The 19,677-nt window shown below is 64.4% G+C and carries 13 protein-coding genes; 10 read left to right on the top strand and 3 right to left on the bottom strand.

Annotation, left to right across the window (positions count from 1 at the left end; all coding sequences use genetic code 11):
- Positions 1–28: 28 nt before the first annotated feature.
- Complete coding sequence (locus JOD78_RS22860) at positions 29–1,093, bottom strand: aldose epimerase family protein (RefSeq protein WP_134134292.1); 1,065 nt, start codon at positions 1,091–1,093, stop codon at positions 29–31.
- Positions 1,090–2,355: a DNA-binding transcriptional regulator gene (locus JOD78_RS22855; RefSeq protein ID WP_209569452.1), complete on the bottom strand. Its 1,266-nt coding sequence runs from the start codon at positions 2,353–2,355 to the stop codon at positions 1,090–1,092. Before JOD78_RS22855 ends, JOD78_RS22860 begins: the two co-directional genes overlap by 4 nt.
- A 324-nt stretch (positions 2,356–2,679) precedes the next feature.
- Between JOD78_RS22855 and xylF the strand changes: the two genes are divergently transcribed.
- The 7 genes from xylF to JOD78_RS22820 all read left to right on the top strand — a co-directional run bounded on the left by xylF (position 2,680) and on the right by JOD78_RS22820 (position 11,815).
- Entirely contained in the window at positions 2,680–3,696 is a 1,017-nt protein-coding gene (xylF, locus tag JOD78_RS22850) for a D-xylose ABC transporter substrate-binding protein (protein ID WP_034330283.1), read from the top strand.
- A 108-nt stretch (positions 3,697–3,804) separates the two neighbouring features.
- Positions 3,805–5,361, top strand: coding sequence for a D-xylose ABC transporter ATP-binding protein (xylG, locus tag JOD78_RS22845; protein ID WP_134134290.1), 1,557 nt, complete (start codon positions 3,805–3,807; stop codon positions 5,359–5,361).
- 82 nt (positions 5,362–5,443) lie between these two features.
- On the top strand, positions 5,444–6,577 hold the full coding sequence (locus tag JOD78_RS22840) for a sugar ABC transporter permease (protein WP_034330296.1): 1,134 nt from the start codon (positions 5,444–5,446) through the stop codon (positions 6,575–6,577).
- Positions 6,578–6,653: 76 nt separating this feature from the next.
- Positions 6,654–7,445 carry an SDR family oxidoreductase gene (locus JOD78_RS22835; protein WP_034330287.1) on the top strand — a complete coding sequence of 264 codons (792 nt, stop codon included), beginning with the start codon at positions 6,654–6,656 and terminating at the stop codon, positions 7,443–7,445.
- Positions 7,446–7,478: 33 nt separating this feature from the next.
- The gene (locus JOD78_RS22830) at positions 7,479–9,263 is read left to right on the top strand and encodes an IlvD/Edd family dehydratase (protein WP_209569454.1); all 1,785 of its coding nucleotides are present in this window, start codon (positions 7,479–7,481) and stop codon (positions 9,261–9,263) included.
- A 1-nt stretch (position 9,264) separates the two neighbouring features.
- Positions 9,265–10,191, top strand: a complete 927-nt coding sequence (locus JOD78_RS22825) for an amidohydrolase family protein (RefSeq protein ID WP_134223790.1) — start codon at positions 9,265–9,267, stop codon at positions 10,189–10,191.
- 118 nt (positions 10,192–10,309) lie between these two features.
- Positions 10,310–11,815, top strand: a complete 1,506-nt coding sequence (locus tag JOD78_RS22820; RefSeq protein ID WP_209569457.1) for a GGDEF domain-containing protein — start codon at positions 10,310–10,312, stop codon at positions 11,813–11,815.
- Here the strand turns inward: JOD78_RS22820 and JOD78_RS22815 are convergent.
- A complete protein-coding gene (locus JOD78_RS22815) occupies positions 11,796–12,971 on the bottom strand; it encodes a serine hydrolase (protein WP_209569458.1) in 1,176 nt (391 codons plus the stop codon). The genes JOD78_RS22820 and JOD78_RS22815 overlap by 20 nt on opposite strands.
- 252 nt (positions 12,972–13,223) lie before the next feature.
- Here JOD78_RS22815 and JOD78_RS22810 point away from each other — a divergent pair, with 252 nt between their 5' ends.
- The 3 genes from JOD78_RS22810 (at position 13,224) to JOD78_RS22800 (ending at position 19,592) form a co-directional block, all read left to right on the top strand.
- Positions 13,224–14,525 (top strand): UDP-N-acetylglucosamine 1-carboxyvinyltransferase, encoded by a 1,302-nt coding sequence (locus JOD78_RS22810; protein WP_034331843.1) that lies wholly within the window; start codon positions 13,224–13,226, stop codon positions 14,523–14,525.
- Positions 14,526–15,141: 616 nt separating this feature from the next.
- Positions 15,142–18,147, top strand: coding sequence for a hypothetical protein (locus JOD78_RS22805; RefSeq protein ID WP_209569461.1), 3,006 nt, complete (start codon positions 15,142–15,144; stop codon positions 18,145–18,147).
- Positions 18,141–19,592 (top strand): hypothetical protein, encoded by a 1,452-nt coding sequence (locus JOD78_RS22800; RefSeq protein WP_209569462.1) that lies wholly within the window; start codon positions 18,141–18,143, stop codon positions 19,590–19,592. The genes JOD78_RS22805 and JOD78_RS22800 overlap by 7 nt, the downstream gene beginning before the upstream one ends.
- The last annotated feature ends 85 nt before the right edge of the window (positions 19,593–19,677 follow it).

Genomic DNA, 19,677 nt, shown 5'->3' with positions numbered 1-19,677 from the left:
AAATTTCAATACGTTCTCACGGTGCAGTTTAGTCCCGCACCCCCAGGCGATACACGGTAGTCTGCCGATACACCTGCCCCGGCCGCAGGATCACCGCTTCGCGCAGCGGCGTGTTGACCTGGTCCGGATAGGACTGCGCCTCCAGGCAGAAGCCATCATGGATGGCATACGGCTGCTCGCCCCGCCCCTGTACGCCGGAAAGGAAATTGCCGCTGTAGAACTGCAGCCCGGTCTCGGTGGTGGAGACGCGCAATTCACGCCCCGACCCCGGCTCGTAGACGCTGGCCACTTCGCGCAGGGTCTGCGCCACACGGCTCTGGCCCGGCTGCGGTTCGTGTTCGCTGCGCAGGCAATAGCAATGGTCGAAGCCACCGGCCAGCTTCAGTTGCGGATCCGGCCAGTCCAGGCGCGGACCGATGGGGGCCGGCTGGCGGAAATCAAACGCACTGCCGGCCACATCGGCGCGGCCTTCCGGAATCAGCCTGGCATCGACCTGCAGGTAGCCATCGGCCTCGATGGCGATGATGTGGTCGCGGATGTCGGAGGTGCCGCCATTGAGGTTGAAATACGCATGCGAGGTCAGGTTGATGGGCGTGGCCGCATCGCTGGTGGCGGTGTAATCGATGCGCAACTGGCCCTCGTCATCCAGGCGGTACAACACCGACGCCATCACCGTGCCCGGAAAACCCGCCTGCCCGGCCGGCGAGACCAGCATCAGGCGCAGGCCTTCCGGATCGGGCTGCACCTGCCAGCGCTGGGCATGGAAACCTTCGCGGCCGCCGTGCAGGTGGTTCTCGCCTTCATTGCAATCGACCTGGTGCGCCACGCCGTCGAGTTCGAAACGGCCGCCCGCGATGCGGTTGCCCCAGCGCCCGACGATGGCGCCGAAATACGCCGGGTTGTGCGCGTATTGCTCGACCCGCTCAAAGCCCAGCAGGACATCGGCCTCGCGGCCATAGCGATCAGGTGCCCACCAGTTGACCATGGTGGCCCCCAGGTCGCTGATGGTCACGCGCATGCCGGTGTGGTTGCGCAAGGTGTAGAGACGGATGCCGTCCGCAGAAGTGGTGTGGGAGAGGGTGAAGTGCGTCATTTTGTGGTGGTAAGAAGGGAGGGCCCCGTGGTTTTCTTCTTGGGCCGGACGGCAGGGGCGGACGGTGCAGCCGAGCGCTCCAGTCCGGCGGCGAATTGTTCCTGGTACTCCCTGGGCGTGCAGCCCAGTTCGCGTTTGAAGACGGCGTGCAGGTATTGCACGGTGGTGAAGCCGCAGCTGACGGCGATCTCGGCCGCATGGCTGCCGGCCTGCTCCAGCATGCGCTTGGCGGCTTCCAGCTTGAAGCGGAGGATCTCGTCATGCACGCTGCGGCCGAGCTCGCGGCGGAAATACCATTCCAGCGACGAGCGTGAAATGCCCACGTAATCGGCCACCTGGTCAGTCTTGATGCCCTGGCAGGCGTACTGGCGGATGAAGTGCAGCGCCTGCATCACGTGCGGATGGTTGCGCACCTCATGGCGGCTGGAGGCCAGCACATTGATGCCGACCGGCGGCACCATGATGCGCGTGTCCGGAAAGCGCGCCCCGTGCAGCATCTGGTGCAGCAGGTGCGCAGCGGTGCGGCCCATCTCCACGCTGCCCTGGATCACCGAACTCAAGGGGATGCGCGTCAACACGCGAGCCAGCGGATCATTGTCGATGCCGATCAGCGCCACCTGCTCCGGCACCGCGATGCCGGCGAACAGGCAGGCCTGCAGCAACTGCCGCGCCCGCGCGTCGGTGACGGCGATGATGCCCACCGGCTTGGGCAGGCTGCGCACCCAAGCGATCTGCTGCTCCACGGCGGCGTCCCAGGATTGCGCACTGGTGCCCACGCCGCGATAGATGTGGCCGGTGATGCCATCAGCACCGGTGAGGTCGGTGAAGATGCGCTCGCGCTCCTGCGCCCAGCGGTTGCAGGGCGACTCGGGCAGGCTGAACAGGGCGAAATGCTGCAGGCCGGCTTCGATCAGGTGGTCGTAGGCCAGCTTGACCATCTTGTAGTTGTCGGTGGCCACATAGGGCCGGTTGGCCGGATATTGCGAGGGGTCGGCATAGGAGCCGCCGATGGCCACCACCGGCAGCTGCACGCCTTCCAGCGCGGCGGTCGTCACCGGGTCGTCGAAGTCGGCAATGATGCCGTGCCCGGCCCAGCGCTCGATACCCTGCGGGCGGCAGCGGAAATCCTCCTCCAAGTACAAGTCCCAGGAGGCACGGGTGCTGCTGATGTATTCGCCGATGCCGGAAATGATTTCCCGATCGAAGATCTTGTTGCCATTGAAGAGCAACGCAATCCGGTGCACCGTGGGGGTTTTTGCCACGCTGTGTCTCCTGGTTGCCGGCGTCGTCAGGCGCGCCGTTCTTTTATTCGTCGAATTGTAGCGAGCCATCGTCGAAATGACGGATATGTGCTCCTGCAACAAAAAGAATCACTAAGCCGTTTGGTGAATTTCGTAATTGTAGAGGGGATTGGCCCGGGGCTAGTATCCCCCTCGCACCATCATGCGGCGTAGACCATTCCTGACAAGCTCGGCCCCACGCGCCATTGGAAGCGATTGCCCCAAAACGGGCCGCCGGTTCCACCCGGTCACGCCGCTTCAAAAATCATAATCAATTCAAATTCAATTCAAATCGGAGACTGGACTATGAAGGCAATGCTGAAGAAGACCGTATTGGCGCTGATGACCGTGACCACCCTGTCCATGGTGGCCGGCAGCGCCATGGCCGACGCCAAGAATCCCAAGATCGGTTTTTCCATCGATGACCTGCGTGTGGAGCGCTGGGCGCGCGACCGCGACTTCTTCACCGCCGCCGCTGAAAAGCTGGGCGCCAAGGTCTATGTGCAATCGGCCGATGCCAGCGAGCAACGCCAGATCTCCCAGATCGAGAACCTGATCTCGCGCGGCGTGGACGTGATCGTGATCGTCCCCTTCAACGCCACGGTCCTGACCAACACCATCAAGGAAGCCAAGAAGGCCGGCATCAAGGTGCTGTCCTATGACCGCCTGATCCTGAATGCCGACGTCGACGCCTACATCTCCTTCGACAACGAGAAGGTCGGTGAAATGCAGGCCGAGGGCATCCTGAAGGTCAAGAACAAGGGCAACTTCTTCCTGCTGGGCGGCTCGCCCACCGACAACAACGCCAAGATGTTCCGTGAAGGCCAGATGAAGGCCCTGAAACCCTACATCGACAAGGGCGACATCAAGATCGTCGGCCAGCAATGGGTCAAGGAATGGAATCCGACCGAAGCCCTGTCCATCGTCGAGAATGCGCTGACGGCCAACAACAACAAGATCGACGCCATCGTGGCCTCCAACGACGGCACCGCCGGTGGCGCGATCCAGGCCCTGGCAGCGCAGAAGCTGGCCGGCAAGGTGCCGGTCTCGGGCCAGGATGCCGACCTGGCCGCCGTCAAGCGCGTGGTGGCCGGTACCCAGACCATGACCGTCTACAAGCCCCTGAAGCAGATCGCCACCGAAGCGGCCAACCTGTCCGTGCAACTGGCCCGCAACGAGAAGCCGACCTACAACGCCCAGTATGACAACGGCTTCAAGAAGGTCGACAGCCTGCTGCTGAAGCCCATCCTGCTGACCAAGGAAAACGTCAAGGTCCTGGTCGATGACGGCTTCTACACCCAGGCCCAGATCGACGGCCGTTGATTCCTGAGTGACGAACGCCGGCTGCCGCAACGGTCGCCGGCGTCGCTCTCTGCGCCCCCGGCAAGACCGCCGGGCGCAGGCTCCAGAGGCTTCTTGGAAAGAACAGGCATGTCCGAGTATCTGTTAGAAATGAAAGGCATCGTCAAGAGCTTTGGCGGTGTGCGTGCCCTGGACGGCATCGACATCAAGATCCGCCCCGGCGAATGCGTGGGCCTGTGCGGTGAAAACGGCGCGGGCAAATCCACGCTGATGAAGATCCTCTCCGGCGTCTATCCCCATGGCACCTGGGATGGCGAAATCCTGTGGGACGGCAAGCCGCTGCAGGCCCATTCGGTGCGTGACACCGAAGCCGCCGGCATCGTCATCATCCACCAGGAACTGATGCTGGTGCCCGAGCTGTCGGTGGCCGAGAACATCTTCATGGGCCACGAGATCACCCTGCCCGGTGGCCGCATGAACTACCCCGCCATGTATCGCCGCGCCGAAGAACTGATGCGCGAGCTGAACATGCCCGACATCAACGTGGCCCTGCCGGTCTCGCAATATGGCGGCGGCCACCAGCAACTGGTGGAAATCGCCAAGGCGCTCAACAAGGATGCGCGCCTGCTGATCCTGGACGAACCCTCGTCGTCGCTGACCGCCTCGGAAATCGCGGTGCTGTTGAAGATCATCAAGGACCTCAAGGCCCGCGGCGTGGCCTGCGTCTACATCTCGCACAAGCTCGACGAAGTGGCCGAGATCTGCGACACCATCTCGGTGATCCGCGATGGCAAGCACATCGCCACCACGCCCATGCAGGACATGGATGTGGACAAGATCATCACCCAGATGGTCGGCCGCGAAATCACCGCCATGTACCCGGAGCGCAATCACGCCATCGGCGAAGTGGTGCTCGAAGCCCGCCACATCACCTGCTACGACATCGACAATCCGCGCCGCAAGCGCGTCGATGACGTCTCCTTTTCGGTGCGCCGGGGCGAGATCCTGGGCATTGCCGGACTGGTAGGTGCAGGACGCACCGAACTGGTCTCGGCCATCTTCGGCGCCTATCGCGGACGTTACGAGGGGCAGGTGCTGCTCGAAGGCAAGCTGGCCGATACCGGCTCGCCCCTGAAGTCCATCCGCCAGGGCCTGTGCATGGTGCCGGAAGACCGCAAGCACCATGGCATCGTGCCCGATCTCGACGTCGGCCAGAACATCACGCTGACCGTGCTCAACCGCTTCTCGCGCGGCACCCGCATCGACAGCAGCGCCGAACTGAAGACCATCCAGGGCGAGATCAGCCGCCTGCGCGTCAAGACCGCCTCGCCCTTCCTGCCCATCACCGGACTCTCGGGTGGCAACCAGCAGAAGGCGGTGCTCTCCAAGATGCTGCTGGCCCAGCCCAAAGTATTAATTTTGGACGAACCCACGCGCGGCGTGGATGTCGGTGCCAAGGCCGAGATCTATCGACTCATTTCGGAGCTGGCCAAGCTGGGCCTGGCCATCATCATGGTGTCCTCGGAACTGGCCGAAGTGCTGGGCGTGTCGGATCGCGTGCTGGTCATCGGCGAAGGCAAACTGCGCGGCGACTTCGTCAACGACAACCTCAGCCAGGAAACCGTGCTGGCCGCTGCCATCAACCAGCCCGTTCCGCAAGCGTCGCCACGCGCGGTGGCGGTCTGACACAACATCACAAGGTGAATTCAGTATGACTACAAGCAATCTGAGCAGCGCCGCCGGCGGTGCCATGGGTGGAGCAGGCGGCATGGCCAACCTGAAGCTGGTGTTTCGCCGCTACAAGATCATCGCGCTGTTGATCGCCATCGCCATCATCTGGGGCTTCTTCAGCTTCATGACCGATGGCGGCTTCCTCACGCCCCGCAACCTGTCGAACCTGCTGCGCCAGATGTCGGTGACCGGCATCCTCGCCTGCGGCATGGTGCTGGTCATCATCGCCGGCGAAATCGATCTCTCGGTGGGGTCGCTGCTGGGCCTGCTGGGCGGCATCGCCGCGCTGCTGGACGTGAGCCATCACCTGCCGCTGGCACTGAACCTGGTCCTGGCGCTGGGCTTCGGCCTGGGGCTGGGCCTCTTGAACGGCTATCTGACCGCCTACCTGGGCATCCCCTCCTTCATCGTCGGCCTGGGCGGCATGCTGGCCTTCCGCGGCATCCTGCTGGGCATTACCGGCGGCCTCACCATTGCGCCGGTGTCGGACAACATGGTCTATCTCGGCCAGGGCTACCTGCCGCCGCAGATCGGCGTGGCGCTGGGCATCGCCTTGTTCGTGCTGGCGGTGGCGCTCACGTGGATGAGCCGCGTCAACCGCAGCCGTCACGGCCTGCCGCTGGCGGCCCTCTGGCGCGATGGCTTGAAGGTGCTGGTGATCGGTGCGGTACTGCTGGCCTTCGTGCGCACGCTCAACAGCTATGACGGCATTCCCGTGCCGGTGCTGCTGTTGCTGGGGCTGCTGGGCCTGTTCAGCTACGTGAGCACGCAGACCGTGTTCGGCCGCCGCATCTATTCGGTGGGCAGCAACATGGAAGCCACCCGTCTGTCGGGCGTGAACGTGCAGGCCGTCAAGCTGTGGGTATTCGGCATCATGGGCCTGATGTGCGCACTGGCCGGTCTGGTCAACACCGCCCGCCTGGCCGCAGGCTCGCCGTCGGCGGGCAACATGGGCGAACTCGATGCGATCGCGGCCTGCTTCATCGGCGGCACTTCCATGCGCGGCGGCTCGGGCACCATCTATGGCGCGCTCATCGGTGCACTGGTGATGGCCAGCCTCGACAACGGCATGTCCATGCTGGACGTGGGTACCTACTGGCAGATGATCGTCAAGGGCAGCATCCTGGTGCTGGCCGTGTGGGTCGACGTGAGCACCCGTTCGGGCCGCTGAGCGCAACACTGAACAAATTGTTTATATCATTTCCGGGCCGCATCTGCGGCCCATCCTATCCTCTGGAGCATCAAGCATGACCGCAGCTACCCCCACCGTCTTCGAACACGCCCTCTATCGCAGCCTCGCCGGCAAGCGGGTCGTCATCACCGGCGGCGGCAGCGGCATCGGTGCGGCGCTGGTGGAAGCCTTCGTCGGGCAAGGGGCGCAGGTGTGCTTCCTCGATATCGCCACCGAACCGTCGGAGGCCCTGGTGGCCTCGCTCAAGGATGCCGCCGTGGCTCCGCGCTTCTTCCCCTGCAACCTGATGAACCTGGAAGCCCTGCGCGCCACCTTCACCGAGATTGAGACCGTCATGGGCGGCGTCGACATCCTCATCAACAACGCCGCCAATGATGACCGCCACAAGAGCGAAGACGTCACCCCCGCCTACTGGGATGAACGCCTGGCCGTGAACCTGCGCCACCAGTTCTTCTGCGCCCAGGCCGTGCTGCCCGGCATGCGGGAACGCAAGGGCGGCGTGATCCTGAATTTCGGTTCGATCTCATGGCACCTGGGCCTGCCCGACCTGACGCTGTACATGACCGCCAAGGCCGGCATCGAAGGCATGACCCACGGCATGGCGCGCGACTTCGGCCGCGATGGCGTGCGCGTCAATGCCATCATCCCGGGGGCCATCCGCACCCCGCGCCAGACACTGCTCTGGCACACCCCCGAAGAAGAGGCGAAAATCCTGGCTGCGCAATGCCTGCCGGTCCGTGTCGATCCGCATGATGTCGCGGCGCTCGCGCTGTTCCTGTCCTCCGACAGCGGTGCCAAGTGCACCGGCCGCGAGTACTACGTCGATGCCGGCTGGCTGGGCGCGTAACTTATCCACACGCCTTTCGGCCCAGAGGAATCCATGAACAAGCCACACGCCACACCCCGTCGCTTCCGCTCCCAGGATTGGTTCGACAATCCCGATCACATCGACATGACGGCGCTCTACCTGGAGCGCTTCATGAACTACGGCATCACCGCCGAAGAACTGCGCTCGGGCCGCCCCATCATCGGCATCGCCCAGAGCGGCAGCGACATCAGCCCCTGCAACCGCATCCACCTGGAGCTGGCCAAGCGGGTGCGCGATGGCATCCGCGATGCGGGCGGCATTCCCATGGAATTCCCGCTGCATCCGGTCTTCGAGAACTGCCGCCGTCCCACCGCCGCCATCGACCGCAACCTGGCCTATCTGGGCCTGGTGGAAATCCTGCATGGCTACCCCATCGATGCCGTGGTGCTCACCACCGGCTGCGACAAGACCACGCCCTCGCAGATCATGGCGGCGGCCACCGTCGATATCCCGGCCATCGTGCTCTCCGGCGGCCCCATGCTGGACGGCTGGATGGATGGCGAACTGGTGGGCTCGGGATCGGCCATCTGGAAGGGCCGCAAGCTGCTCTCGGCAGGCAGCATCGACAACGAGAAATTCCTGGAGATCGCCGCTGCATCGGCCCCCTCCTCCGGCCACTGCAACACCATGGGCACCGCCTCCACCATGAACGCCATGGCCGAGGCGCTGGGCATGTCGCTCACCGGCTGCTCGGCCATCCCCGCCCCCTATCGCGAACGCGGCCAGATGGCCTACGAAACCGGCCGCCGCATCGTCGGCATGGCCTATGAAGACCTGCGTCCCTCAGCGATCCTGACGCGCGAGGCCTTCCTCGATGCCATCGTGGTCAATGCCGCCATCGGCGGCTCCACCAATGCCCAGCCGCACATCATGGCCATGGCGCGCCATGCGGGCGTGGAGCTGCATTCGGAAGACTGGATGAAGTATGGTTACGACGTGCCGCTGCTGCTGAACATGCAGCCCGCCGGCAAGTACCTGGGTGAACGATTCCACCGCGCCGGCGGCGTGCCGGCCATCATGTGGGAACTGCAGCAGGCCGGCAAGCTGCGCGCAGAACGCATCACCGCCACCGGCAAGACCATGGCCGAGAATCTGCAGGGCCGCGCATCGAACGACCGGGAAATGATTTACGCATTTTCCGCCCCGCTGCGCGAACGCGCCGGTTTCCTGGTATTGAAGGGCAACCTGTTCGACTTCGCCATCATGAAGACCAGCGTCATTTCGGAGACCTTCCGCGAGCGTTATCTGAGCACGCCCGGCCAGGAAAACATCTTCGAATGCCGCGCCGTGGTCTTCGACGGCTCGGACGACTACCACGCCCGCATCAACGACCCCGCACTGCAGATCGACGAAAACACCCTGCTGGCCATTCGCGGCGCCGGTCCGGTCGGCTGGCCCGGTTCAGCCGAAGTGGTCAACATGCAGCCGCCCGATGCGCTCATCAAGCGCGGCGTCTCGACCCTGCCCACGCTGGGCGACGGCCGCCAGTCCGGCACTTCCGACAGTCCCTCCATCCTCAACGCCTCGCCCGAGAGCGCGGTTGGTGGCGGCCTGGCCTATCTGCGCGATGGCGACCGCGTGCGCATCGATCTCAACACCGGCGAGTGCAACATGCTCATCAGCGAGGAAGAGCTGGCGCGCCGCAAGAGCGAAGGCATTCCGCCGGTGCCGCCCAGCCAGACACCCTGGCAGGAAATCTATCGCAGCACGGTCGGCCAACTGGAGACCGGTGCCTGCATGGAGCTGGCCCTGAAGTATCAGGGCGTGGCGCAGACCCTGCCACGGCACAATCACTGACATGCTGACCCTGCATCGTGAATTGCGCATGCCACCGGCCCCGGTGAGAAGGATCAAGGGGCCGATGCGCATCGACGCGCACCAGCACTTCTGGCGCTACCGTTCCGAGGATTATCCCTGGATCGGTACCGGCATGGACCTGCTGGCGCAAGACCGCCTGCCCTATCAGTTCCAGCCCCTGCTGGACGCCCAGGGCCTGCATGCGTCGATCACGGTGCAAGCCCGTCCGGGCCACGAGGAAACCGGTTTCCTGCTGGAGATGGCGCGGCGCGATGCACGCATCGCCGGCGTGATCGCCTGGGATGACATCGCCTCGCCGCAACTGGCCGAGCGCATGGAGCAATGGGGCCGCGCCAAGATGCTGGGGCTGCGTCATCCGATGCAGGACGAGGATGATGCCGCGCAAGCGCTGGTACAACCGCAGTTCAATCACGGCGTGCGCTGGCTGCAGGAGCGCGACTACGTGCTGGAAGTGCTCACCCATGAACGCCACCTGCCGCAGCTGCGCCAGCTCTGCGCCTTGCATGACCAGCACTGGGTGGTCCTGAATCACCTCGGCAAGCCGGCCCTGAAGGAATTCCGCAAGGGCCGCGCCGCCTATGAGCGCTGGCGCCAGCAGTTGCGCGAACTGGCCGCCATGCCACACGTGGCCTGCAAGATCTCGGGCCTCTTGACCGAAGCCGACTGGCTGCGCGGACTCTGCACGCGCGACTTCGATCACATCGTGCAGTGTCTCGATACGGCGCTGGAACTGTTCGGTCCGCAGCGCCTCATGTTCGGCTCCGACTGGCCCGTCTGCCTGCTGGCCGCCTCCTATGCAAGAGTGGTGGCGGTGGTGCGGGAATGGGCCGCGCGCCGTCTTTCTCCAGCGGACCAGGACGCCCTGTGGGGCGAATCCTCGGCCCGGATTTATGGCCTGATGCCATAAGGTTTTCCCCGGCTGCCTTTTCATTGCCAAGCGGTTTTCACGGTGCGATATTGCGCCAGGGAACGCTTTGTCATGACAAGGTACGGGGAGACAAAAAATCAAACGCCTCAAACGCAACATGACCCTGCTGGTCGGCTCGCTGACACTGATGGCAGGGGTCATCACCAGTGTGGTGCTCTACCAGAGCTACAAGCAGGTAGAACACATTTCGGTCAATCACACCCTCAACGTGGCGCGTATCGCACAGCGTTCGATCTCGCGCAACATGGAGCTGCTCTCGCTGGCGCTGGACAGCCTGGCGTGGCGCTATCGCCATACGCAACTGCATCGCATGCCGGCGCAGCAGCAGCTTGATTTCCTGCTCGGCGAAAAGATCGAGGCCGGCTACATCGCCGCCCAGGGCATCATCGACGCCGATGGTGAACGCGTGGTCGGCTCACCCGTGCTGGACGAGATCATGCCGGGCAATTTTTCCGGACGCGATTTCTTCGATGTGCCGCGACAGGACGCGCGCGGCACGCTCTTCATTTCGTCCCTGCAAGCGGTACGGCTGGAACGGCGCGCCCAGGTGATCGTGCTGTCCAAGCGGCTGGTCCATGTCGACGGCAGTTTTGGCGGGGTGGTCTTCATGGTGCTCTACCTGGATTATTTCCGGCAGCTGTTCGAGGCCATGTCATTGGAAAAGAATGCGGTCATGTCGCTCTACTCGGTGGAGGGCGTGGCCTACATGCGCCTGCCTTATGACGAGGCCTTCATCGGCTCCCGGGTGGAAAACGCACCGCAGCTGCAAAGCCTGCTGGCGGCCAGCGCACCGGCCGAAGGCAGCTATTTCACGCGCTCCCGGCAGGATGGGGTGCAGCGCCTCTACACCTACGTGCGCGTGCCACAGACGCGCTGGGTGGTCTTCATCGGCCACACCAAGGCGGCGCTGTTCCGTGAATGGATGCGCATGTTCTATGCCGTGGTCTTCCTGATGGCGCTCTTCAGCACGGCGGCCTTCTACCTCATCAGCCGCGTGCGCGAGGAATTGTTCCGCCGCAGCAAGCTGGACCAGCAACTGGAAGAGCAGGCCCGCACCGACAAGCTGACGACGCTGCTGAACCGCCGCGCCCTGGACGAAGTCCTGCAGGAGGCCTGGCACAAATGCCAGCGCAATGACGCGGCGCGCTTTGCGGTGCTGTTTGCGGATGTGGATTTTTTCAAGCTCTACAACGATACCTACGGCCACAAGGCGGGCGACTATGCCCTGGTCGCCGTGGCCCGTTGCATCAAGGGCGCGGTTTCCCGCCATTGCGACCGTGCCGGTCGCTACGGAGGTGAAGAATTCGTGGTGCTGCTCGATGAGGCCGATGCAGAGGGCGCCATGCATGTGGGCAAGCTGATATTGGCAGCGCTGCAGGCCCAGAAGATCCCGCATGAACGCAGCCCGTTCGGCCGCCTCACCATCAGCATCGGCGTGGCCTGCCTGGAGCGCGGCGTGCATCGCAGTGTCGACGAAATCATCAAGGCCGCCGACGAGGCGCTCTATCAGGCCAAGCGCGAGGGACGCAACCGGGTGCGGCTGTTCCAGCCCCCGGCCGAGATGGTGCCGGCCGCGTGGCAGCTCAGTTCAGCGAACAGTTGAGCCACTTGGCGATGCGCACCCCATCCAGCCGCGAGCCATCGGCAGTGCCGCTGCCCAGCATGGTGACGATCACCGGACGGCGGTCATGCACCAGCAGGCGCAGCACCATGTTGTGGCCGGACTCGTTGATGAAGCCGGTCTTCTGCACGGTGGCATTGACCTGGCCGTAGCGGATCAGGCGATTGGAATTGATGTACTGCAGCTGGCCACGGCCGATGTTGATGATCTTCTGCTTGTCCAGCGAATCATTGCGGATGAGCTGGTAGCGGTTGGCCGCCTTGACCAGTTCGGCCAGCTCGCGCGGGGTCGAAACATTCTCGGGCGACAGGCCGGTACCGTTCTCGAAATGGGTATGCGGCATGCCCAGTGCCTGGGCGCGTGCATTCATGGCGGCGATGAAGGCCGGACGGCCGCCCGGATAGTCACGGCTCATGGCGGCGGCAGCGCGGTTCTCGGAAGACATCAGGGCGATGTGCAGCATGTCGGCACGCGACAGGCTGGCCCCGACGTTCAGGCGCGAATGCGTAAATTTGAGGTTGTCCAGGTCATCCTCGGTCACTTCCAGGCGATTGGCCATGGGCAGCGACTTCTGGTCCAGCCAGACGATGGCCGTCATCAGCTTGGTCACCGAGGCGATGGGAGCGACCGTATCGGCGTTGCGCTCGAAGAGCGGCGTATTGGTCTCTTCATCGAGCACGTACACCCCGCGCGAGAAGATGTGGCGGCGCGAGGCTTCGGTGAAACCGCAGCGCGGCAGCAGCTCGGGCTTGGTGTTGGTGGTGATGGCGGGTGTCGGGCTGGCCGGACTCGCCACGGCGGCGGCGGTGGCCGCGGTCGCTCCGGCTGCCGCAGCGGCCGCAGCCGCACGGCCACGACGGCGGCCACGCGCCGGGGGGCGCGCCTTGGCAGGCAGGGCGGCCTTCTTGCGTACGCTGCGATTGCGGCCCTTGGCACCGCTGCTGGCGGCCCGGTGCTTGCCGGCCGTGGAACCGGCGGCCTGGGCCTCGCTGAACTTGCCCGAGAGCGCCGTCAGCGCCAGCAGCAAGACGCTGCACATCAGGAGACGGACCACCATGCCGGCCCGGCGCAGGCCAGGCAGGATCAGCAGGGAAAAGCGTAAATCATTACCGGAACGGGACTGCTGCGTGCGAAACATCGTCGAAAACCTTGTCGGTGCGATCATCCAAGACCGGCCATGATACGGAAACTTGGCTTTCAATGCAGCAACCTTCACTGCCGTACAGCCGCAAGTGAATAAGATGACAAGGCGACAAGTCCCGGGGAGGCCGCCGCCGCGCGACATAATTTGCTTCCCTGGCTGCAACCGGGCGGCGCATAATCTGTCCATTCCCGGCCGGGGCAGGCTGCTTCCGGCGCACTCCGTCTGACTGAATCAACGATTTTCTTCATGTCCAATCTCATCGTACACGGTGGCCGCCCGCTGCGCGGCGACATCACCCCTTCCGCCAACAAGAATGCCGTCCTCCCCATCCTCTGCGCCACCCTGCTGACCGACCAGCCTCTGCGGCTGATCGGCATCCCCGAGATCACCGATGTCAAGAAGATCCTGGAGATCTTCCGCGTGCTGGGCAGCGAGGTGAAGGTGGACTATGCCAGCGGCGTGCTGGAACTGCATCACCGCGATACGCACTTCGATCCCAAAGTGCACCACCTGCCGGAGGAGATGCGTTCCTCCATCATGCTGGTACCGCCGCTGCTGGCGCGCTTCGGCGTGGCGCGGCTGGAGAACGACGTCAAGGGCTGCACGCTCGGCGTGCGCGAGATCGATCCGCACGTTGAAGTCTTCCAGCGCTTCGGGGCCCGGGTGGAGAGCAGTCCTGATTCGCTCATCATCCGCACCGGCGGCCGCATGCAGGCCAATCATCACTGGCTGGACTATGCCTCGGTCACCACGACCGAAAACTTCGTGCTGTGCGCCGCTGCCGCCGAGGGCGAGTCGGTACTCACCAATGCCGCCTCGGAACCGCACGTGCAGGAATTCTGCCGCTTCATGGTGATGATGGGCGTGCAGATCGACGGCCTCGGCACCTCGCGCGTGACGGTGCGCGGCGGCCAGCAGCTGGGCGGCGGTGAATTCCGCTTCGACGAGGATTTCCACGAGATCGCCACCTTCCTCGCCATGGGCGCCATCACCGGGGGCCAGGTGCGCGTGCGCAACAGCGCACCGGAACAGTTCCCGCTGATCGACCGCACCTTCGCCAAATTCGGCGTCGAAGTGGTGCATGAGAACGGCTGGTCGCACACGCGCCAGAACGGGCCGCTGAAGGTGGTCAAACCCTTCACCAGCAACATCCTCACCAAGGTGGAAGCCGCCCCCTGGCCCTATCTGCCGGTGGACCTGCTGCCGATCTTCATCGCCCTGGGTGTCAAGGCCGAGGGCAACACCATGTTCTGGAACAAGATCTACGACGGTGCCATGGGCTGGAGCAGCGAATTGTCCAAGTTCGGTGCCCACGTGTTCCTGGGCGATCCGCATCGCCTGATCACCTTCGGCGGCCTGCCGCTGTCGCCGGCCTCGGTGGAAAGCCCCTACATCATCCGCGTGGCCATCGCGCTGTTCATGGTCGCCGCCAGCATCGAGGGCCGCTCCGAGATCCGCAATGCGCTGCCGATCCGGCGCGCCCATCCCAAATTCGTCGAGAACCTGCGTTCGCTGGGAGCAGTCGTCGATTGGGTCGAGGAAGACTGATCTCCACGGTTCGACCTTGCAGGGGAAGTGCCCGGCGCAAGCTTCCCCTGCCACTCTCCGATTTCCATCCCGCGATGTTCCCTGCGCACCCTCCGGTTCCTCCCTCCTGTCCCCTGCGATTGCAGCTGTCCTCCCGGGTGCTGTGCATTGTCCTCAGGGCCAGTTTTCTTCTTCCTTTCACAGTTTGTGTTGGCTGCCGCCAGTCCTGCGTCGGCACACTTTTGAAATTGCCCAAAACACCTGCTTGTTGATCAAATAAATCGAATTATTTCGACAGCCCTGCGCCGACCCGGCACGGATAATTTCTGCCGTCAATCTACGCCGTGGCGGAAGTACTGGTCATGCATGGCGGATGCGGTCGAGCCACCCGAACACAAGACAAGGCCGACCGGCCCCCGGCAGGAATCGCTTCAGCTCCCTCCACCGAGACAGGCTTCGCCCCACTGATCCGAACGCAGACGCTTGCGCCGGCCAGTCCTGTCTCCTCCGCAATGATCGCCATGCCTGCCGGGTCGGCAGTGCCGTGGCCTCTGTCGTCCTGCGGCTGGCGTAGTCGTGATCAACATGCATGCCGGATGACGCGATCGGGTATGCCTTCAACGATAAAGCAGCCACCATGAGCATTACCGTACTGAATCTGACCGAAGCCAGCGCCCTGCTGCGTACCATCAACAAGCGCGACATCAAGGATGTGCGCGCCATCGATCTCGACCTGGCCCTGGTGCTGGAGAGCGGCCACAAGATCATCATCAGCCGCGGTGCCGTGGCGGCGGTGAATTCACCGCAACTGATGCTGGAGTTCGCCGACGGCGATGTCGCCCTGGGTGACGTGTTCGAGAAGCTCAACCACATCGAGGTCCCGGCCGATGCTGCCGTGACCGTCACCTCCAAGGAGATCACGCGCTATGGCATCAAGCGTGTGGTCAAACCCAAGGTCGCCAGGAACAAGCAGGATCAGGAAGCGGACAAGGACAAGACCGACGAGGAAACCGCGGCCTCCCCCGACACCGACGAGGCGCGCCCCGCCGAAGCGCTGAGCGGCAACGACGGATCCGGCGGCAGTCGCAGCGGCGACTCGGGCGGTAGCGACATCACTGCGCGCAAGTTCACCAGTGGCAAAGGGAGTAGCTCTTCGCTGGCGATACAGGATGTGGCCGATGCCCCGGCCGATATCGGCAGCAGCAAGGGCGGGATCTCCTGGCCGGTAATTGCCGGCGGCCTGGGCCTGCTGGCGGCGGCAGGGGGTGGCGGCGGAGGCGGCGGTGGCGGCGGTGCTGCCGCGTCCGGTGCTGGTAGCGGCAGTGGCGCTGGCATTGCCGCAACCCTGTCCGGTGCTGCAGCCCTCGGTCCGCTCAACAATGCCACCATCACCGCCTATGACGCTGAAGGCCGGGTGATCGGCAAGGCAGTCCCGGTCATCAATGGCCGTTACACGCTGGTGCTGGACCAGTCCGGCTACAAGGGCCTGATCCTGCTGGCCATCCGCGACAACACCCCCGGCGTGGCCGACAACTATGCCGATGAAGCCAGCGTGCGCATGACCGACCTTGGCAACACCGTGCTGCGCGCCGTGGCGCTGGCCGATGGCAGCAACCAGGTCATCAACGTCACGGCATTGACCGAACTGGCCGCGCTCAAGGCGGGCCTGGGTACCGGCCAGACCAACCTGGCCGCCGCACAGGTCGGCGCGACCACGGTGACCGGCGCGAATGCTGCCGTCAGCAACCTGTTCAAGGTCGACATCCTCTCCGGTGACGTGGCCCCGGTGACCACCACCGATGCGCAAGGCACGGCCGTGATCAATCCGGCCTTCCTGCAGTCTGCCAGCGTGACCGCGCGCAACTACGGCATCGCGCTCAAAGCCATTGCCAACCTGGTCCAGACCAACAAGGAACGCTATGCCGACAACGGCGAAGCCATCCGCAAGCTGGCCGATGCCCTGCAGTTCACGGATGGCTTGCAGAGCCGGCTCAAATGGAAAGACGGCACAACCCAATCCGACCTCTTCGGCGAAAGCCTCAATGCGCGCGCCAACGATCCTGCCCGCAGCCAGAGCGAGCGCGACCAGGCGCGCTCGCTCTACGACCAGCTGCAAAAGCTGCCCAACGGCAGCAGCATCAACGACTTCCTGCTGGACAACCACATCGCGCTGTCCGACCCCGCCATCCTCATCAAGAGCACCACGCCCGGCGGTCCGCCGTGGCAGGCACCGGCCAGCAGCGGCACGGTGATCCTGAACCAGGAAGCCCTCGGCAACGGTGGCCTGGCGGTCCGTGCGCCACCGCAGTCCAAGGTGGAAGTGACCTTCATCGGCCATGACGCACAGGGCAAGGAGGTCCGCGTGAAGCTGCCGGTGAGCACCGCCGACAGCAGCGGCATTGCCGTACTGCGGCCCAACGAGGCCGCCATCGAGCTGCTCAAGCAGGTGACGCGCGAACAGCCCGTGACGGCCCAGGTGGCCGTCAGCGATGGCGACAACAGCCGCAGCGCGAACAACCTCTGGCAGGGCAACGCCGATGTGCGCATCGACATCAAGACGCCACCCGGCCTGACCGATTTCGCCAGCAACAAGATCATGCTGGCCAACGATTCCTTCTACACCGGTGGCGAGGGCAACGATCCGCTGCGCACCACGCCGCAAGGCAATGACGACCTGCTCACCAGCGACGCTTCCGTGCGGGTGGAACTGGGCAATGCGATCAAGTCAAGCGAACGCCTGCAGTTCGCCGTGGCCACGGCCAAGGGTGCGGACGGCCAGCCGATCTACGGCAACTGGATCGATCCGGTCGGGCTGGCGGTAGACCGCATCGACAGCGGCGGCCAGGTGCACTACCTGGCCCGCAATCTGGTCAGCACGGACGGGCAGGTCTGGGTCAAGGCGCGCGTGGTGCAGATCGGTGCGCAGTTCACCAACGGCTTTGGCGGCTCGCGGGAACTGGATACCCCGCTGCAGTTCACGCTGGACAAGACCGCGCCGGTCAAGGTGCAACTGGTCATGGCCGAGAACCGCGATGATGGCGTGAGCAACAGCGACGGCATTTCCAGCCAGAGCCAGGTGACCCTCAATCCGGTGGCCGCCTTCGAGACCGGCGCTGAAGTCCACCTGCGCCTGGCCACCGCTGTCGGCACCAGCAACACCACGCTGCAGGTGCTGCGCGCCGATAGTACGCGCGTACCCGTTGACCCTGGCACGTGGATACAGTGGAAAGCCGGCGACAGGCTGCAGCTGATCGGCGAATCCCGCACCTTCAATGGCAAGGCGCGGCTGGAGGTACGCCAGATCGATCAGGCGGGCAACTACACCGACAGCATCCAGACCTTCATTGCCGATCGCAGCCAGGTCATCGAGCAGATGGTGCCGCTGGCCAACCGCGAGAAGGCGGTGATCGAGGCCAAAGCCGCCGTCGTGGCGGCGGTGCAGGCAGCAGACCTGGCCACCGGTGCCGACAAGGCCGCCAAGCAAACCGCCCTGGCGACCGCGCGCACTGCACTGCAGACCGCACAAGCCGCGCGTGAACAGGCGCTGGAAGAGGCCAGGATCGCCCTCACCAAGAGCGATGGCAGCACACGCCTGGCCACCAGTGTGCGCGCACGGCCCCGCTCAGCTTCCCGGCCGTGCTGACCCGGAATGAGGATGCCATCCCGACGCTGCCCGCCGGTTTCACTGCGGCCTCCCTGCTCGCTGCGCTGCGCGGCATTTCCGCCGAATGGGGTGGCAAGGGCGTCACCGGCGACGGCAACACCAGCATCGGCAGCCTCAAGAGCTACCAGATGTTCGACAAGCTGGGGGCCAGTACTACCTTCAGCCTGCTGCAGCAGGGCAGCAGCCTCGATACGCTGGGGGCGTGGCTGCGCCTGGGCCTGAAGCCTGCCGCCACGGCCGGGCTCAACAACGTGGCGCTGGAGATGCTGGGCGGCTTCAAGCGCAACAGCGTGGACCAGTACAAGGTCAACCCCGATATGGAAACCGGCCTCAGCGATGTCGGCCTGGCCAACATCGGCTTGCTGTACCAGTTGAGTGTGGCCAATACCAGCAGCCGGCCGGTGATCCGCGTCCGGTTCGACAGTTCCAACAACGTAGCGGGCAACGTGATCGAGCTGTATGAAGGTGGCCGGCTGGTGGGCAGCAAGACATTGGTCGCCAGCGATCTCGGGGGAGGACCGAAGGAAGTGGACGTCGCCGTCTTCCAGAGCCTGTCGGCCGGCAAGCATGATCTGGAGGTCCGCTATACCGACACAGGCGGCAACTCCGTCAACAGCAACCTGAGCGTGAACGTGGCAGCCGGTGGTGCGCCGGTGACCCTGTCGGACCTGGGCGTGCGCGGCAACAAGCAGTCTGCCTCTGAAGCACAGTCGCTGGGCCAGTCCGGCGCCTCCTATGCCGTCATCAGCGATGCGGACACCAGCTTTGCCTCCGGGCACGGCAACCAGGGCCCGGTGTTCGTCGGCACGGTCGGTGGCGGCAGCGCATCGGACCGCTATCTGGTCACCATCCAGATGGGCGGCAAGGTCGTGGCCTTCGAGGATGTGGGCGCAGGCAGCTTCGCCATCGGCATCCCGGCCGGCGTGCTGCCACCGGGCTACTACCAGGACCTGAGCATCAGCGCCACCGTACTCACGCCCGGCGCGCGTCTGGGCCAGACCACCAGCATGCAGGGCCTCAAGCTGGGCTGGTACTGGGCCGCGCAGGCGGGCACCTCGATCGTCGGCGGCAATGGCAATGACGAGCTGGTCTTGGGTGCTGCTGCCGATCCCGAGATCGTCGGGGGCATCCGTGTGCAAACCGGTGCAGGTGACGACAGGATCACCGTGGGCAGCTTCGGCAAGACGAGTGGCCTGAAGGCTACCGTTACCGACTTCACGGTCGGTATGGACCGGGTGAAGGTCTTTGGCCAGATCCTGAACCAGGACTTCGTGAAGAACTACGTCACGGCCTCCGATCTCAACGGCAGCACTCAGTTGCAGATCGACCTGGATGGCGCGGGCGCGGGCAAGCTGTATTACCACCTGACCCTGCAGGGAGTGCAGTACAACCCGTCCATGATCGGTAGCATCTTCGGCGTGTAAGCGGCAGGTCTCACCAGCCAAAGCACAAGGGCGGCCAACTGGCCGCCCTTGTGCGTTACTGCGTTTGCCTTTGCTGCGTTGATGG

This window comes from Herbaspirillum sp. 1130 (genome assembly GCF_017833835.1).
Lineage (GTDB): Bacteria > Pseudomonadota > Gammaproteobacteria > Burkholderiales > Burkholderiaceae_D > Herbaspirillum > Herbaspirillum huttiense.
Note: the sequence above shows the minus strand (reverse complement) of the source record. Positions and strands in the feature narration are given on the sequence as shown.

What these genes read in the sequence shown, in the direction of transcription:
- JOD78_RS22860 (WP_134134292.1), bottom strand. Translation starts at nt 1,093, where the DNA reads ATGACGCACTTCACCCTCTCCCACACCACTTCTGCGGACGGCATCCGT.
- xylF (WP_034330283.1), top strand. Translation starts at nt 2,680, where the DNA reads ATGAAGGCAATGCTGAAGAAGACCGTATTGGCGCTGATGACCGTGACC.
- xylG (WP_134134290.1), top strand. Translation starts at nt 3,805, where the DNA reads ATGTCCGAGTATCTGTTAGAAATGAAAGGCATCGTCAAGAGCTTTGGC.
- JOD78_RS22840 (WP_034330296.1), top strand. Translation starts at nt 5,444, where the DNA reads ATGGCCAACCTGAAGCTGGTGTTTCGCCGCTACAAGATCATCGCGCTG.
- JOD78_RS22835 (WP_034330287.1), top strand. Translation starts at nt 6,654, where the DNA reads ATGACCGCAGCTACCCCCACCGTCTTCGAACACGCCCTCTATCGCAGC.
- JOD78_RS22830 (WP_209569454.1), top strand. Translation starts at nt 7,479, where the DNA reads ATGAACAAGCCACACGCCACACCCCGTCGCTTCCGCTCCCAGGATTGG.
- JOD78_RS22825 (WP_134223790.1), top strand. Translation starts at nt 9,265, where the DNA reads ATGCTGACCCTGCATCGTGAATTGCGCATGCCACCGGCCCCGGTGAGA.
- JOD78_RS22820 (WP_209569457.1), top strand. Translation starts at nt 10,310, where the DNA reads ATGACCCTGCTGGTCGGCTCGCTGACACTGATGGCAGGGGTCATCACC.
- JOD78_RS22815 (WP_209569458.1), bottom strand. Translation starts at nt 12,971, where the DNA reads ATGTTTCGCACGCAGCAGTCCCGTTCCGGTAATGATTTACGCTTTTCC.
- JOD78_RS22810 (WP_034331843.1), top strand. Translation starts at nt 13,224, where the DNA reads ATGTCCAATCTCATCGTACACGGTGGCCGCCCGCTGCGCGGCGACATC.
- JOD78_RS22805 (WP_209569461.1), top strand. Translation starts at nt 15,142, where the DNA reads ATGAGCATTACCGTACTGAATCTGACCGAAGCCAGCGCCCTGCTGCGT.